Origin of the sequence: Clostridium sp. AM29-11AC, from assembly GCF_003480545.1 — a bacterium.
Lineage (GTDB): Bacteria > Bacillota > Clostridia > Lachnospirales > Lachnospiraceae > Otoolea > Otoolea saccharolyticum_A.
Genome location: NZ_QUJI01000030.1, coordinates 17,785 through 34,030, shown reverse-complemented (window position 1 = coordinate 34,030; position 16,246 = coordinate 17,785). Strand labels below are relative to the sequence as shown.

Genomic DNA, 16,246 nt, shown 5'->3' with positions numbered 1-16,246 from the left:
AGCATACAGACCTTGGAGAGGGTCTATAAACACTACTACTATATAATACGAGGAAAATGATATAATTAATTTATCGTACAGGACAGGAAAAAGAATAGGCAGAGGGGGGATATAAGACAGTGAGTTAGAAAACGATAAGAAGAAAAGCTGGGGGAGGTGACTGCGGTAAAAAATAAAAAGTTTTTTATTGAAATCGCAATATGTTTCATAAGTGTATGCTATTTAATCACCTATTTTATGGTTCTGAAAAATATAGATGCCAGGAACTATTCGGCATTTTATTATCGCGTTACATACATAATTATAGTTCCGATTTTTTATTTTGTATCAGCACTCATGATAGCAGGGCTTATAAGACATTACTTATTTCAAAAAAAGTACGATACTGCTGTTAAAAAAATTTCTGGAATTGCTGTACTGCTGATCTTAATTTATATAGCCATGCTGATATATTTTTTTATTACCGGCAATTATCCGTTGGGATTTACGTTTCTTATTAAGAATCCGTGGGTATTTATAATTCCGGGTATTTTAGGGGCAATCGGCAGTCAATAGAGAAAATAAGGAGCATATGCTGATACTTTGGCTGCACTTTCGGCCGATAAGCGTGTATCACAATATGAGTTTCCATTATATGGAAATCCGGAGTATATCTTATCAGGCAATCAAACAGACAGCTCTGAATTAATCAGAGCATACTTGAATTTGTACCATACAACACAGCCTGATGGAAAAACTATGAATTGTTTTCAGATAAAAAGTTTGTTATATAAGGGAAGAGAATCCAATGGATAATTAAGGAACAGGCAGGCTTAGTTAAGTGAAGGATAATCGAAAATTATGTTGGCAGATATTTATAAGAATAAATGGATATGGATGCTGCTGAGAGGCGCCTTATTAGCTGGAATTCTATTTCATTCCCTTGTGTTTTTTACAATAAATAAATTTTATCCCCTCAGCGGTGCAAATTATTCTGTGGAACTATTGGAGCAGAGGGTATCTTGCAGAGTGTTTGCAGAGACAATTTCTGGAGGATGTTCAGGAATTTTTATTTTTGGCAGTATACTGCTGGCCTTTTCGATTCTTAGAAATGGATCTCTGAGAGACATACGCAGGTGGTTTGGATACTCTGCATTAACAGTTTTTCTGATGTTTGTCTGTACAGTTCCATTTGCAATGATCGATCCTTCTTTTAGAGGAGATTATTTGTTTCCAGTATGGGGGAACACTTTGGTTTTAATCGTTCTTTTTATACTCATGTCAGCGGCATATTTGATAAAAAGTATTTGGCTGGGAAAGTAGGTGCAGTATAGTTAGAAGCGGGAGGCTTTTAAGGATGCCTCCCGCTCTGTTTGTCATCAGCCGGTCAGAGGGTGTGTAAATGAAAAAGAGCCACATCTTCATGCTGGGACGGATGAGGCCGGAAAAATCCCAACTAAAAAAAGCCGCAGGGTTTCTTCCAAAATCCCCGCAACCCCCTAAAAACAAGGAAAATCCGCAAAAAAATATTCTGGAAGCCTTGACAGAACATGACAATCTGCTATAATGAGTAAGCGTGCAAAATTTTCATACAGGATTTTTGTGCGTAAAAACAGGGCTTTAAACGTAAAAGCCGCAACCAACAGACAATATCACAGGAGGTGAAAAGGATGCCTACATTTAACCAGTTAGTAAGAAAGGGAAGACAGACATCTGAAAAGAAATCCACAGCACCGGCTCTGCAGAAGGGATACAACTCTTTACAGAAGAGAGCTACAAACGTATCTGCTCCTCAGAAGAGAGGTGTTTGTACAGCAGTTAAGACTGCAACACCTAAGAAGCCGAACTCAGCTCTTAGAAAGATCGCCAGAGTACGTCTGTCCAACGGAATCGAGGTAACAAGCTACATTCCAGGTGAGGGACACAACTTACAGGAGCACAGCGTTGTTCTGATCCGTGGCGGCCGTGTTAGGGACTTACCAGGTACAAGATACCACATCATCCGTGGTACACTTGATACAGCAGGTGTAGCCAACAGAAAGCAGGCCCGCTCCAAATACGGTGCTAAGAGGCCGAAAGACAAGAAATAATTAGGTGAAAATTCAGATGAATTTTAGTGCCGGACTTTGATATTGACTTGTAGGTTGCAGGTTTAATCATAAGAACCGAGCACGACACGCATTGGAATTCATGCGAGTACCTAAGATCTAATGAAACGCTGCGGGAAACGAAATCTGCCTGCATATGCAGCGTAAAATAAGTTTCAGGCAGCCATATTAAGGAGGGAAGTAACGTGCCACGTAAAGGACATACTCAGAAAAGAGACGTATTAGCAGATCCGCTGTACAACAACAAGGTTGTTACTAAATTAATCAACAACATTATGTTAGACGGCAAGAAGGGTGTTGCTCAGAAGATCGTATACGGCGCATTTGACCGTGTAGCAGCAGAGACAGGCAAGGATGCCGTTGAGGTATTCGAGGAGGCTATGAACAACATCATGCCAGTTCTCGAGGTTAAGGCAAAACGTATCGGCGGTGCCACATACCAGGTTCCGATCGAGGTTAAGCCGGAGAGAAGACAGGCTCTTGCACTTCGCTGGATCACTCTCTACTCCCGCAAGAGAGGCGAGAAGACTCAGGAGGAGAGACTTGCAAAGGAAATCATGGACGCAGCCAACAACACAGGCGCATCCGTAAAGAAGAAAGAAGATATGCATAAGATGGCAGAGGCTAACAAGGCATTTGCTCATTACAGATTCTAATAGGAGGAAAAAGCTTTGGCTGGAAGAGAATATCCGTTAGAGAGAACCAGAAATATTGGAATTATGGCTCATATCGATGCTGGTAAGACAACTACAACTGAGCGTATCCTGTATTACACTGGTGTAAACTATAAGATCGGTGATACTCATGAAGGTACAGCTACCATGGACTGGATGGCCCAGGAGCAGGAGAGAGGTATCACTATCACTTCAGCGGCTACCACTTGCCACTGGACACTGCAGGAACAGTGCAAACCGAAGCCAGGCGCATTAGAGCACCGTATCAACATCATTGATACTCCAGGACACGTTGACTTCACAGTTGAGGTTGAGCGTTCCCTGCGTGTACTTGACGGTGCAGTAGGTGTGTTCTGTGCAAAGGGCGGTGTTGAGCCACAGTCCGAGAACGTATGGCGTCAGGCAGATACCTACAATGTTCCCCGTATGGCATTCATCAATAAGATGGATATCCTGGGAGCAGATTTCTACGGCTGCGTAGAGCAGATCAAGACAAGACTTGGAAAGAACGCTATCTGCTTACAGCTTCCTATTGGAAAGGAAGACAGCTTCAAGGGTATCGTTGATCTGATGGAGATGAAGGCCTATATCTACAATGACGAGAAGGGCGAGGATATCACTATCACAGATATTCCTGAGGATATGAAGGACGATGCAGAGCTTTACCGCACAGAGATGGTAGAGAAGATCTGCGAGCTGGATGACGATCTGATGATGCAGTACCTTGAGGGCGAGGAGCCGTCTGTTGACGAGTTAAAGAAGGCTCTTAGAAAGGGAACCTGCGAGTGTGCAGCTATCCCGGTTTGCTGCGGTACAGCATACAGAAACAAGGGTGTTCAGAAGCTCCTTGACGCTGTTATTGAGTATATGCCGTCTCCGCTTGACATCCCGGCTATCAAGGGTGTTGATATGGAAGGCAATGAGATTGAGAGACAGTCCTCTGATGAGGAGCCGTTCTCCGCTCTGGTATTCAAGATTATGACTGACCCGTTCGTAGGAAAGCTTGCTTACTTCCGCGTTTACTCCGGTACATTAAACTCCGGTTCCTATGTACTGAACGCGACAAAGGGCAAGAAGGAGCGTGTCGGACGTATTCTTCAGATGCATGCAAATAAGAGACAGGAGCTTGACAAGGTTTACTCCGGCGACATCGCCGCAGCAATCGGATTCAAGTTCTCCACAACTGGTGATACAATCTGTGATGAGCAGCATCCGGTAATCCTTGAGTCCATGGAGTTCCCGGAGCCGGTTATCGACATCGCTATCGAGCCGAAGACAAAGGCTGGACAGCAGAAGATGGGCGAGGCTCTGGCAAAGCTTGCCGAGGAGGATCCGACATTCCGTGCTCATACAGATCAGGAGACAGGACAGACCATTATCTCCGGTATGGGTGAGCTTCACCTGGAGATCATTGTTGACCGTCTGCTCCGCGAGTTCCACGTTGAGGCAAACGTAGGTGCTCCGCAGGTTGCTTACAAAGAGACATTTACAAAGGCCGTTGATCAGGAATACAAGTATGCAAAGCAGTCCGGTGGACGTGGTCAGTACGGACATTGTAAAGTTAAATTCGAGCCGATGGACGCCAATGCAGAGGAGACCTTCAAGTTCGAGTCCTCCGTTGTCGGCGGTGCGATTCCGAAGGAGTATATCCCGGCAGTCGGCGAGGGTATCGAGGAGGCAGCTAAGGCTGGTATCCTTGGCGGATTCCCGGTACTGGGCGTTCATGCAACTGTTTACGACGGTTCCTACCATGAGGTCGATTCCTCCGAGATGGCATTCCACATTGCCGGTTCCATGTGCTTCAAAGAGGCCATGAAGAAGGCAGGTCCGGTTCTTATGGAGCCGATCATGAAGGTGGAAGTTACTATGCCGGAGGAGTATATGGGAGATGTTATCGGTGACATCAACTCCCGCCGCGGCCGCATCGAGGGTATGGAGGACGTAGGAAACGGAAAGATGGTTAAGGCATTCGTTCCGCTTTCCGAGATGTTCGGATACTCCACAGACCTGCGTTCCAAGACACAGGGACGCGGTAACTACTCCATGTTCTTCGAGAAGTACGAGCAGGTTCCGAAGAGCGTACAGGAGAAGATTCTTTCCGAGAAAGCCGGAAAGTAATCAGAGACCGTAAAGGTTAAATTGTCCTCCGGCAGCCGGCTGCGGACTTGCGACGCGCCATCTGCAGGGGGTTCCGAGAGGAGCCCCGGATAGACAAAAATCTGCCGGGGGATTGTAAAATAGGCTTGAAAAAGATATTCTGATAGAATATAATTAGAAACAGCCTAACATATATCATCTAGCCCTTTTGCGGGCAAATTTAAGGAGGACGTTATAAAATGGCAAAAGCAAAGTTTGAAAGAACTAAACCACATTGCAACATTGGTACCATCGGACACGTTGACCATGGTAAGACAACTTTAACAGCAGCTATCACAAAGACTCTGCATGACAGATTAGGTACAGGTGAGGCTGTTGCTTTTGAGAACATCGATAAGGCTCCAGAGGAGAGAGAGCGTGGAATCACTATCTCTACAGCACACGTTGAGTACGAGACAAACAACAGACACTATGCACACGTTGACTGCCCAGGACATGCTGACTACGTTAAGAACATGATCACTGGTGCTGCTCAGATGGACGGCGCTATCCTTGTAGTAGCTGCTACAGACGGTGTTATGGCTCAGACAAGAGAGCACATCCTTCTGTCCCGTCAGGTAGGCGTTCCTTACATCGTTGTATTCATGAACAAGTGTGATATGGTTGACGATCCAGAGCTTCTTGAGTTAGTAGAGATGGAGATCCGTGAGCTTCTGAACGAGTACGAGTTCCCGGGCGATGACACACCGATCATCCAGGGTTCCGCATTAAAGGCTCTTGAGGATCCGTCCAGCGAGTGGGGAGACAAGATCCTTGAGCTTATGGATGCTGTAGACAGCTATGTTCCGGATCCAGTTCGTGACACAGATAAGCCATTCCTTATGCCAGTTGAGGACGTATTCTCCATCACAGGTCGTGGTACAGTTGCTACAGGCCGTGTAGAGCGTGGTACACTTCATGTATCTGATGAGGTTGAGATCGTTGGTATCCACGAGGAGACACGTAAGGTAGTTGTAACTGGTATCGAGATGTTCCGTAAGCTCCTTGACGAGGCTCAGGCTGGTGACAACATCGGTGCTCTGCTTCGTGGTGTTCAGAGAACAGAGATCCAGAGAGGTCAGTGTCTGTGCAAACCAGGTTCTGTAAAGTGCCACAATAAGTTCACAGCACAGGTTTACGTTCTGACAAAGGACGAGGGTGGCCGTCATACACCATTCTTCAACAACTACCGTCCGCAGTTCTACTTCAGAACAACAGACGTTACAGGTGTTTGCGAGTTACCGGCTGGTACAGAGATGTGCATGCCTGGCGATAACGTAGAGATGACAGTTGAGCTGATCCATCCAGTAGCTATGGAGCAGGGACTTCGTTTCGCTATCCGTGAGGGCGGCCGTACAGTTGGTTCCGGTAGAGTAGTTTCTATCCTTGAGTAATCACCAATACGGATTCATAAAATAAATGCGCGGCAAGCGCTTGTAATACGATACCGGTCTGCTCTGAGTCTCTCTCCGGGAGAGACCCAGGCCGGGGCGGTATCTTGCTCAAGTGGGATAAAAGCGGTGCTGCAAAGTCGATGAGGCTTTGCGGCACCGCTTTCTTTTTGCCGTAAGAAAATAAGAAAGAAGAAGGCCGGCCGCTCTGGCATACACCAGGAGCAGCCGGCCTTCATTCGAAAAGTGAGAAGTGAGCTGTCTGAATGATTCCGTTTTACTGCGCCGCCGTTCTCATCTCACTGATTTTCTGGTTGAGTTTTTTCATCTCCGGAATGACAAACAGGGAAACAATGATCGTGGAGCTGATGTCCGCCACCGGACCGGCAAAGAGAATTCCGTCGAGGCCCCAAAACAGAGGAAAGATCAGAATCAGCGGGATGAGAAGCACAAGCTGGCGCAGGGAGGACAGGATAGCCGCTTTGAGAGGCTGTCCCGTAGCCTGAAAATAGTTGGTAGAAACAATCTGAAACCCGGCACAGAAGATGCCAAACAGATAGATCCGCATACACTTTACTGCAAAATCCGTGAACGCTGCACTTTCATGTCCAAAAAGGCTGATGATTTGTTCAGGGAAGAGCTGACAGAGAACCCAGCCGGTGATCAGACAGACGGAAGCCATAATACTGCATATTTTATAGGTTGTTTTAATCCGGTCATACTTCCCGGCGCCGCGGTTAAAGCCAAGGATTGGCTGGGCACCGATACCGAAGCCGATGGCCAGGGAAGCCAGAATCATGGAAATTTTCGAGACGATTCCCATGGCGCTGAGAGCAATGTCGCCGCCGCCGGCAGCCTCCAGATTTCCGTAGTGGACAAGAGAGTTGTTTAAAACAACCTGCATGATGCACGCCACAGACTGGGTAATTCCGGAGGAAACGCCAAGTGTCAGAGACCGGCTTACGATGGGGCCGGCAAATTTCATCGAGCGCAGGCGAAGCCTCATGTGCTGAGGATTTTTGTTTGCCCGCAGGAAATAGGCGGTCAGAATGATGGCTGAGATAATCTGCGAGGTGATGGTAGCGATAGCTGCTCCCTTGACACCCCAGTGGAAAATAAAAATATAAATCGGATCCAGGATGGTGTTGAGCCCGGCTCCAATCATCATGCCATACATGGAAAGTCTCGGATGACCGTCTGTCCTGGCCAGGTTAGACAATACAATTCCAATCAGGTTGAAGGGGGTTCCAAGCAGGATGATGGAAGTGTAATCGACAGCATAGGGCATGGATGCCTCGGTAGCTCCGAACAGAGAGAGAATCGGTCTGAGGAAGAGAAGGCCCACAGCCATCAGGATAATCCCTGACACAAGGGCGAGAGCGAAGGCATTGTTCAGTATGATTTCCGCCCGCCTGTTTCTCCGCTCTCCCAGGCTGATCGCCGCATTAGCGCTGCTTCCTGCACCGATGAGGGTTCCGAAAGCCAGTATAATGGTCATGACAGGGAAAGCGATGGTCGTGGCTGCGTTTCCCAGGTACCCGACGCCCTGCCCAATGAAAATCTGGTCTACGATATTGTAAATCGAGTTGATCAGGCAGGAAATAATGGCCGGAACCGAAAAGGCCAGAAGCAGCTGGGGGATCGGTTTATATTCCAGCGGATTTCCTGACTGCAAAGCTTTGGTTTCATGTTTCATAATCGGTATTCTCCTTTTTCAGTCATTTCCCAGGCCAGTGAGGCCATTCTGCTCAGAAAGCCCTCCATCTGTGCTTTTTCCTGCTCGGAAAATCCTTCTGTGAGCTGATTTTTCCAGCGATCTCTGACTTCGTAAAGTCGTTCAATCAGGGCCTTGGCTGTGTCTGTCAGATACAGATGGTGGATTCGCCTGTCTCTGGGATCCGGGACAGAGCAGACAAGATGCTCTTCTGTGAGCTTCCGGACTGCCTTTGTCACAGTCGTTTTGTCATAGTTTCCGCGTTTTGCCAGCTCCTGAAGGCTGATCCCCTCCTGCTCACTGATGCGGAGCAGAAAAAACTGCTGTCCGTATCCGATGCTGAAGCCGGTCAGAGCTGCCTCAAAGTATCTCTGGGTGCAGCGCTGGATCGTGGAAATATGCTTTAGGTATGTAGTATTTCTCTGAATGCCCATAACCTGCCTTTCCAGGCCGGATTTTACTGTGAGAGAGTTCTGACAGCAGATATCAGGCCTTTTACCGAAGATTCGGTGTTAAAATTTTGTAATAATAAAAAGTGACAAAATTATTATAGAAAATGAAAGTTGAATTGTCAACTATTTTGCAGTACGGAGACGCAGGAGTGAACATGGCTGAGAGCAGAGTCACGCCGGACTGTCGGGGAGGGGACAGAGGCGTATTTGCGGAAATCAGGCGGGAAATCAGGAAAGTATCTGCGTGTTTAGGAAAATTTAAGAAAAAACAGGAGTTAATTTTGGTTAAAATATGGTATTCTATCTAAAAGGCAGAATCTATTATATAAAACAGCAAAAAGAACTGAAATTTGATGGGAGAGAGTTTGATTCACCTGCGCAGCAGCAGGTGAGATGTGATGGGCTGAGGCGGACAGAAACATAAAAAATGTGTTCTGCGGCTATTGAAATTTCCGCAGGCTCGGTTATAATAAAAATAGAACAAATGTTCGCTTTTTGCGGGGGACAGGAGGTTATATGAGAACGATCAGTGAGCAGGAGATTATCAGCCTGGCTCCCAACGGGGGAGCTGTGATGAACGGAAGGAAAATTTCGTCGGGCGGAGGCTTTGTGTCCCGCATGCGCTCTGCGGACGACACCTTCTATATGGGAGAGTGCAGGGGAAGCGGAAAGTCAAATTATACGGTTTCGGCAGATTTTGTGAAGGAGGGAGCGCCTGTATTTCGATGCAGCTGTCCCAGCCGTCAGTTTCCCTGCAAGCACAGTATTGCCCTTTTGTTTGAGATAGCCTCGGGAAAGGATTTTCCTGTGGGAGAGATTCCAGGGGATATTCTTGATAAGAGGGCAAGGCAGGAAGCCAGAGAGGAAAAAAAGGCAAAAACCCTTTCACAGGCACAGGGCGGCACAGAGAGCGGTGGGGAGAAAAAGAAAAAAACAGCCGCGAAGTCTTCCGGGGCTGCGAAGACAAGGAAGATGAAAAAGCAGCTGGAGGGACTTGCACTGCTGAAGAAGATGACGGATCAGCTTCTTTTCTCCGGCCTTTCGTCTATGGGAAGCATCTCTCTGAAGAATTACAGGGAGCTGTCAAAGCAGCTTGGAGACTATTATCTCCCCGGGCCGCAGAAATATCTGAATGAACTGATTCTGTGCATGGAAAAGTATCAGAAGGATTCAGACCCATCCCACTGCAGGGCGGCAGTGAAGCTTCTGATCCGGCTGCACGCCCTGGGAAAGAAGGCGGACGTTTATCTGAGGGAAAGGCTGGAAGCCGGTGCGGCAGAGGAGGACGGGAGTATCCTGTTTGAGGAGCTGGGCGGAATCTGGCGTCTGGATCAGCTGGAGGAGCTGGGACTTAAAAAGGAGAATGCGCAGCTTCTGCAGCTCTCCTTTTCCGTTCTGTATGACGAGGCGGCCAGGGAGTACATAGATGAGGCTTTCTGGGCAGATATCGACACAGGCGAGGTGTCGGTTTCCAGAAATTATCGCCCTGTGAGAGCCCTCAGTCACATAAAGCAGGAGGACTCCTGCTTTGCAAAACTGAAGGTTCCTTCCCTGATATACTATCCCGGCGATATGAACCGGCGGATTCGGTGGGAGCAGGCCATCTTTCAGGAGGTGGAGGACAGTGACAGGAGAGGACTCATGGAGCTTGCCTGGAAGGATATTCCATCGGCGGTAAAGCAGGTGAAGAATCAGATAAAAAATACATTGTCAGATGACTTTTGCGGGATGCTCATTGCCTTTTCACAGATCGGCCGCGCCGGGGAGGATGGCGAATGTGTGGTGATGGAGGATGCAGCAGGCGGAAGGATCGAGCTGAGAGACCGCACCTGCAGGGGCTGGGAACCCTGTGTGCAGCAGCTTGGCCTGCTTCCCGACAGGACACTTCTAAAAAATCAGGTAATGTTTGGCCTGCTGTACTATGACGAGACAGACAGGAAGATTTGCCTGCATCCCAGAAGTATTGTCACGGAAAAGGAGATTGTAAGGCTCATGTATTAAAGAGGGGAAGCGCAGCTGAAAATTCAGGGCAGTTTTCGTGTGCTGCGGACCAGTCTGAACCGTTCAGGCAGAAAGGATAAGATATGAACTTGAGCGCACTGTATGAATTGAAGGAACAGCTTGAGGCAGCGGCAGTTTATGGGACAGGTCTTATGACCGAGGATTTTCGCCTGAAAAAGGCGGCAGCTCAGATGGGGCCTCTGGCTCAGGCTGCTCCTGTTTTCAAAAAAATTGAACAGGCAGCCCAGGCGGCCATAGCGCCTGAGTGTCAGGACAGGCCGGGAGCTCTGATGGATGCTCTGGCACTGGTGAATGCAGTTGTATACACGCAGGGGACCGTGGGGGCGGCCGGTGAGTTTCTCCCCCTTGAGGGAGGCGGCTGTGAGCAAAACAGAGTCTGTGCGGGGGAAGCGGGCAGCCTTTCAGATGAGACAGGCAGAGAGGACAGAGAGGAAAAGTCTCTAAGCTTCCTTCAGAATATTCCGTACAGCAGGATGGCTCCTCTTGTGGCAGCCCTCACGGGAACGGGAGGAGGAAGATACGCAGTGCTCGAGAGCGCTGTGCGGGAAGAGCCGGAGCTGCTTTCTGACTGGCGCCTTCTCCGTCTTATGATAGAGGCGCTGGGGGACAGCTATGGAGAGATCGGAAATCTTGTATACAGAAGGCTCCTTGAGATGGGAAGCAGTATTGTTCCCATGCTTTGCCAGGGCTTTGATTCAAATGGAAAGCGGGGCATGCTTCTGAGGCTTCGCCTCATAGGAGAGCTGGCCGGGGCCTCAGAAAATCAGCTGTACCGGAAGGCAGCCATGGATGGAGAGAAGAGCATCAGGGAGGAGGCGATTGGGCTTCTTCGCTTTGACAGTGAAAATGTTCCTCTTCTGTACGATATGCTGAAAACAGAAAAAGGAGTCATGAGAAACCGGGTTCTCTGGACTCTGTCCTTCATGGAGCTTGAGGAACCAGAAGAATATCTGAATGCCATGAAGAAGAAAAAGCCCTCCGAGGCTGCCGGGATCCTCTGCGGCGCCTGCAATGTCCGCTCGGCAGATTTGATGACAGATGTACTGGAGCAGTTCCGCAAGAGCGTGATAACAGAGATGGAGAAGGCCGGGGAGGAGTATCGCAGGACAGAATCACTGTTAGCCTCTCTCGGGAAAAACGGCACACTTGAGGACGGGACTACAGCATCCCAGCTCAGAAAGAAGAGAGATCAGCTCTGTAAACAGATGCAGTGGGACAGGCGGCAGAGCGGAAAAGACCTGAACTGGCCGGCCTGGGGAACGGATGAAGAGAAGATCTGGAGGGCAGCAGAGGGGAAGTGCTCAGATAAGCTGTTTGAATGGCTAAGGCGCTCTTATGCTGAAACGCCGGGATTTTTTCCTCCTTTCTTTTTCTATGATTCCTTCTGCGGTTCCCCCACAGAGGAAATGGCTTCCTTTATTGAAAGGATGTTCCGGGAGTTTGGAGATTCAGACAGACAGGATGAGAGACGCAGCGGGATCGAGGAGGCTGTGTTTGCCAGAGCTCTCCTTACAGAGACGGCAGAGGCCGTATACGAGAAATTCAGTCCCTGGCTGGCAGGGGGGAGAGCTTCTGCAATCCTGCAGGTATTGTGTCAAATCCAGTATTCAGAAGAGAAAAAGCAGTATGTTTTTATGAAGCAAAGCCGCGGAAAGGACAGCGGCGGCAGAACAGAGGAGCCCGTTTGCTTTGAAAATCTGGACAGGAGATGGTATGGCTGGCTTCTTCTGCCGGGGAACAGAACTTTTGTCAGAAAAAACGTGAAGGTGTATACAGGACAGATGCCGGGGCAGGGATATGCCCTGGAGAGGGCTTCGAAGGCGTCTGAATGGAGCTGCCTGGAACAGGCGCTGGTGCAGCTGTACTGTCCGGAGGCAGAGGGACTTTCCGAGGCATACAGAGCGCACTTTGAAAGCCTGATTCACATGGGACTGGAGATTGACAGCCGGCTGCTGAGGATTCTCAGGCGATGCGGATTCAGAGATTATGATTTCGTCGTTGAGAGAGTCCTGAGGGAAAATCAGAGCCAGTATTTATGGCGGGTGAAATGCCTGCTGGAAGAGATTCCTCTGCCTGCCAGCGAGCTTTCGGAGAGCCTTGGCCGTGCCCTTGAGAGGGACAGGAAAGGCACCATAGCCGGAAGAGAAAGAATTCAGATTTGGCGGGAGCAGCTTGCTGACGGGGCATGCGTGGGAGAGCTGGCATAGAGCCGGAAAGAGAGCCGGAAGACAGAATACAGAACACGATGATTTGAGAGAAAGGACAGGACATTTATGGGGAAGGAAAATATACAGAGGCTGCCTGCAGAAGAGCTGTTTCAAAAGGAGATCGATGCGCTGATTGCTGCAGAGAGGGAGTCTGTTCCCTCGGGATGGAGGATGTCGCCGCGCTCGGTTCTCACCTACATATGCGGCGGGAAGGCAAAAGGAGTGGAGATTACTCCCAAGTATATCGGCCACAGAAGGCTGGTGGAAATAGCCATCGCTACCCTGGTGACGGACAGGGCACTTCTGCTGATAGGAGATCCGGGAACTGCGAAATCCTGGCTGTCAGAGCATCTGACTGCGGCTATAAACGGGGATTCCACCAAGGTCATCCAGGGGACGGCAGGGACCACAGAGGAACAGATCCGATATTCCTGGAATTACGCCATGCTGATTGCAGGAGGTCCCTCCAGGGAGGCTCTGATCCCAAGTCCGGTGTACCGCGCCATGGAAACGGGAACCATTGCCAGAATGGAGGAGATCTCAAGGTGCGCCTGTGAGGTACAGGATGCGCTGATCTCGATTCTGTCGGAGAAGAGGATATCCGTACCGGAGCTGGGAATCGAGATACCGGCGAAAAAGGGGTTTTCCATTATCGCTACAGCCAACACGAGGGACAAGGGGGTCAACGATATGTCCTCAGCCTTAAAGCGCCGCTTTAATACCGTGGTCCTGCCGGCGCCTGAAAGCCTGGATGCAGAGATGGACATCGTGCGCACCAGAGTTACCCAGCTTTCGGAAAATCTGGATCTCAATGCGGCAGTGCCTGACAGTGAGGTGGTGGAAAAGGTCTGCACCATTTTCAGGGAGCTTAGGATGGGGATGACGCTGGACGGCAGGCAGAAGTTAAAGAGCACATCCGGCGTGCTGTCTACGGCTGAGGCAATCTCCCTGCTTGGGGGAAGTATGGCTCTGGCTGGAAGTTTTGGAGACGGAACAGTCACAGACTGCGACCTGGCTGCCGGACTGCAGGGAGCCATAGTCAAGGACGAGGACAGGGATTCCAAGGCATGGGTGGAATATCTGGAAAATGTCATGAAGAAACGCGGTTCCCGATGGCTCGGACTTTACAGGGAGTGCAGGGAGCTGAACAGCTAGCTGATCAGAGGCAGAAAGGCAGGGAGAAAAAGACATGAGAGAAGGGTTTGAGGAAAGAAAGCTGCGGCTCTGTCCGGGCGGCCCCCATCTGTTCGGAATCCGTCATCTGTCGCCTGGGGGAGCCTGGCATCTTCGGACATTTTTGGATCAGGTGGATCCGGAGCTTGTGCTAATCGAAGGTCCGTCTGATTTTACCAATCTGATTGGGGAGCTGACAGACATCCAGGTGAAGCCGCCCGTAGCTGTGATGGCCTACACAAAAGAGCTCCCCGTCCGGACGCTTCTCTATCCGTTTGCCGTCTATTCGCCGGAATATCAGGCGCTTCTGTGGGCCAGGGAAAATGGAAAGCAGGCCAGATTTATGGATCTGCCCTCCGGCACCTTTCTGGCTCTTCAGAAGGCGAGAGAGGAACTAAGGAGTGAAGCCTCCATAGAAAAAGAACATGCGGATAAGGAAAAACGGGAGCAGGGACTCCGTATATCCGAGCTCTACGAAAAGGTCGACCGGACGGCAGGCGCAGGAGGGCAGGAGGCCTTCTGGGAGCATGTGATGGAAAACGCAGGGACGGCTGATGGCTACAGGAAGGGGGCGGCTGAATTTGGCTCCAGTCTTCGGGAGCTGTCAGAGGAGGATCCGGCTGAGCGGGCAGAAACGAATCTGAGGGAAGCGTATATGCGCCGTGAGATAGAGCGGGCTGTGAGGGAGGGGATCCCTCCTGATCGGATCGTCGCCGTCACCGGAGCCTTCCACCTTACAGGGCTTCAGAGGACGGCTGCCATGACAGAGGAGGAGGTACAGACTCTTGTCTGTATGGAGTCCTGCAGGACACTGATGCCGTATTCCTACTTCCGGCTTTCTGAGCGAGGCGGATACGGGGCGGGAAACCGGGCACCGGCCTACTATGAGCTGCTGTGGGAGGCCAGAAAGAGGGGAGAGGGAAGCTACGGAGCCATACGCTACCTTTCCAATCTGGCGGCATTCTGCCGGAGAGAGGGAAATCCTGTCTCTTCCGCTGAGGTGATCGAGGCCCTCCGTCTGGCCGGGGCGCTGGCACAGCTGTCAGGTTACGAGAATCCGTCGCTGAGTGATCTGAAAGATGCGGCCATAGCCTGCATGGGCCATGGGAGCTATGGAGAGCTGGCAGTGGCCATGGCGGACACGGAGATCGGAACTGCAGTGGGAAGCCTGCCGGAGGGAGTAAGCCAGACCTCCATTCAGACGGATTTTAACAGAAATATGGCGGAGCTGAAGCTGGAGCGCTACCGCTCTGTGACGGCGCAGGAGCTCTCCCTGGATCTGAGGGAAAAGCTGACTGTGAAATCGGAGCGGGCTGCGTTCCTGGACTTAAACCGCTCTTTTTTCCTGCACAGGCTTCGTGTGCTGGGAAACAGCTTTGTATCTCTGCAGAAAAAACGCCAGGAAGGAGCGACCTGGGCGGAGGGATGGGTTCTGAGATGGACGCCGGAATCAGAAATCCAGCTGGTGGAGACAGTGCTCAAGGGGGATACCATCGAGCAGGCCGCTTCTCTTGAGGTGAAACAGAGGGCGGACAGGGCGGAAAGCATCGGAGCTCTTTCCAGGGTTACAGAGGAGGCATTTCTGTGCGGCATGCCGGAGGCAGTGGCCTACACTGTGTCAGCTCTGCAGGCCATGGCAGTGGATACGGCTTCTGCAGAGGAGCTGGCCTCTGCGGCCGGCAGCCTGTCTGTGGTGCTCCAGTATGGGGATATCAGGAAACTTGACAGGAAGCCGCTGATCCCAGTGCTTGCCCAGATCTTCTTAAGGCTCTGTCTGATTCTGGTGGAAGAGTGCCGGTGCGATGACGATGCGGCTAAACGGGTGGCCGAGGCCATAAACACAGCCAACACGGTAGCTGTTTCCCATGATTTTTTGGATGGGGAGCGTCTGGATCGTGTCCTGCAGGAAATTGCCGGAAGGGATGATCTGAACACAAAACTGTCAGGCTTTGCGGCAGCCATCCTTCTTGAAAAGGGAAAAATGATGGAGGAGGAGCTTTTAAGAGAGGTGTCCAGAAGGCTCTCGCCGGGAATTCCGGCTGAGCTGGGGGCCGGGTGGTTTGAAGGGCTGTCCATGAAGAACCATTACGCCCTGATTGCAAGACTCTCCCTGTGGGAAAGTCTGAGCGGATATCTGGATGAACTGGATGACAGGGAATTTAAGAGGGCCCTTGTGTTTCTGAGGAGAGCCTTCGCAGACTTCACCTCTGAGGAGAAAAACAGGATTGCGGAAAATCTGGGAGAAATCTGGCAGGTAAACCCGGGACAGGTGAGCGAGCTTTTAAATGAAACCCTCTCAGGTGAGGAGCAGCAGGAGCTTTTAGAGGGGCTGTCAGATTTTGACTTTGACGATATATAGGACGTGAGTCTGGGCAGGACAGAGTGCAAAG

General features: G+C 50.2%; 12 protein-coding genes. 10 read left to right on the top strand and 2 right to left on the bottom strand.

Annotated features, from left to right (window positions below):
* The first annotated feature begins 840 nt into the window (after positions 1–840).
* The 6 genes from DW757_RS15585 (at position 841) to tuf (ending at position 6,291) form a co-directional block, all read left to right on the top strand.
* The gene (locus tag DW757_RS15585; RefSeq protein ID WP_087382405.1) at positions 841–1,302 is read left to right on the top strand and encodes a hypothetical protein; all 462 of its coding nucleotides are present in this window, start codon (positions 841–843) and stop codon (positions 1,300–1,302) included.
* A gap of 79 nt (positions 1,303–1,381) precedes the next feature.
* Positions 1,382–1,546: a hypothetical protein gene (locus DW757_RS17465; protein ID WP_182433329.1), complete on the top strand. Its 165-nt coding sequence runs from the start codon at positions 1,382–1,384 to the stop codon at positions 1,544–1,546.
* 103 nt (positions 1,547–1,649) lie between these two features.
* A complete protein-coding gene (gene rpsL, locus DW757_RS15580; protein WP_015573464.1) occupies positions 1,650–2,069 on the top strand; it encodes a 30S ribosomal protein S12 in 420 nt (139 codons plus the stop codon).
* Positions 2,070–2,272: 203 nt separating this feature from the next.
* Entirely contained in the window at positions 2,273–2,743 is a 471-nt protein-coding gene (gene rpsG, locus DW757_RS15575; protein WP_008399336.1) for a 30S ribosomal protein S7, read from the top strand.
* Between the two features lie 15 nt (positions 2,744–2,758).
* Complete coding sequence (fusA, locus tag DW757_RS15570) at positions 2,759–4,879, top strand: elongation factor G (RefSeq protein ID WP_118752193.1); 2,121 nt, start codon at positions 2,759–2,761, stop codon at positions 4,877–4,879.
* A 218-nt stretch (positions 4,880–5,097) separates the two neighbouring features.
* Positions 5,098–6,291 carry an elongation factor Tu gene (gene tuf / locus DW757_RS15565; RefSeq protein WP_015544328.1) on the top strand — a complete coding sequence of 398 codons (1,194 nt, stop codon included), beginning with the start codon at positions 5,098–5,100 and terminating at the stop codon, positions 6,289–6,291.
* A 274-nt stretch (positions 6,292–6,565) separates the two neighbouring features.
* Here tuf and DW757_RS15560 read toward each other — a convergent pair whose 3' ends face one another.
* Both DW757_RS15560 and DW757_RS15555 read right to left on the bottom strand, forming a co-directional pair.
* Positions 6,566–7,984: an MATE family efflux transporter gene (locus DW757_RS15560; RefSeq protein WP_118752192.1), complete on the bottom strand. Its 1,419-nt coding sequence runs from the start codon at positions 7,982–7,984 to the stop codon at positions 6,566–6,568.
* Positions 7,981–8,436 carry a MarR family transcriptional regulator gene (locus DW757_RS15555; RefSeq protein WP_118752191.1) on the bottom strand — a complete coding sequence of 152 codons (456 nt, stop codon included), beginning with the start codon at positions 8,434–8,436 and terminating at the stop codon, positions 7,981–7,983. Before DW757_RS15555 ends, DW757_RS15560 begins: the two co-directional genes overlap by 4 nt.
* Positions 8,437–8,970: 534 nt before the next feature.
* On the opposite strand from DW757_RS15555, the gene DW757_RS15545 reads away from it, so the two are divergent.
* From DW757_RS15545 to DW757_RS15530, 4 genes are all read left to right on the top strand, one after another.
* A complete protein-coding gene (locus DW757_RS15545) occupies positions 8,971–10,455 on the top strand; it encodes an SWIM zinc finger family protein (protein ID WP_008399329.1) in 1,485 nt (494 codons plus the stop codon).
* Between the two features lie 83 nt (positions 10,456–10,538).
* Entirely contained in the window at positions 10,539–12,683 is a 2,145-nt protein-coding gene (locus DW757_RS15540; RefSeq protein WP_118752189.1) for a hypothetical protein, read from the top strand.
* A 66-nt stretch (positions 12,684–12,749) separates the two neighbouring features.
* Positions 12,750–13,838, top strand: coding sequence for an AAA family ATPase (locus tag DW757_RS15535; protein WP_021965687.1), 1,089 nt, complete (start codon positions 12,750–12,752; stop codon positions 13,836–13,838).
* A gap of 34 nt (positions 13,839–13,872) precedes the next feature.
* The gene (locus tag DW757_RS15530; RefSeq protein WP_118752188.1) at positions 13,873–16,215 is read left to right on the top strand and encodes a DUF5682 family protein; all 2,343 of its coding nucleotides are present in this window, start codon (positions 13,873–13,875) and stop codon (positions 16,213–16,215) included.
* The last annotated feature ends 31 nt before the right edge of the window (positions 16,216–16,246 follow it).

Excerpts from the sequence above, each read along its gene's own strand:
- DW757_RS15545 (WP_008399329.1), top strand. The coding sequence starts at position 8,971 with ATGAGAACGATCAGTGAGCAGGAGATTATCAGCCTGGCTCCCAACGGG.
- DW757_RS15535 (WP_021965687.1), top strand. The coding sequence starts at position 12,750 with ATGGGGAAGGAAAATATACAGAGGCTGCCTGCAGAAGAGCTGTTTCAA.
- DW757_RS15560 (WP_118752192.1), bottom strand. The coding sequence starts at position 7,984 with ATGAAACATGAAACCAAAGCTTTGCAGTCAGGAAATCCGCTGGAATAT.
- rpsL (WP_015573464.1), top strand. The coding sequence starts at position 1,650 with ATGCCTACATTTAACCAGTTAGTAAGAAAGGGAAGACAGACATCTGAA.
- DW757_RS15585 (WP_087382405.1), top strand. The coding sequence starts at position 841 with ATGTTGGCAGATATTTATAAGAATAAATGGATATGGATGCTGCTGAGA.
- DW757_RS17465 (WP_182433329.1), top strand. The coding sequence starts at position 1,382 with ATGAAAAAGAGCCACATCTTCATGCTGGGACGGATGAGGCCGGAAAAA.
- DW757_RS15540 (WP_118752189.1), top strand. The coding sequence starts at position 10,539 with ATGAACTTGAGCGCACTGTATGAATTGAAGGAACAGCTTGAGGCAGCG.
- DW757_RS15555 (WP_118752191.1), bottom strand. The coding sequence starts at position 8,436 with ATGGGCATTCAGAGAAATACTACATACCTAAAGCATATTTCCACGATC.
- DW757_RS15530 (WP_118752188.1), top strand. The coding sequence starts at position 13,873 with ATGAGAGAAGGGTTTGAGGAAAGAAAGCTGCGGCTCTGTCCGGGCGGC.
- tuf (WP_015544328.1), top strand. The coding sequence starts at position 5,098 with ATGGCAAAAGCAAAGTTTGAAAGAACTAAACCACATTGCAACATTGGT.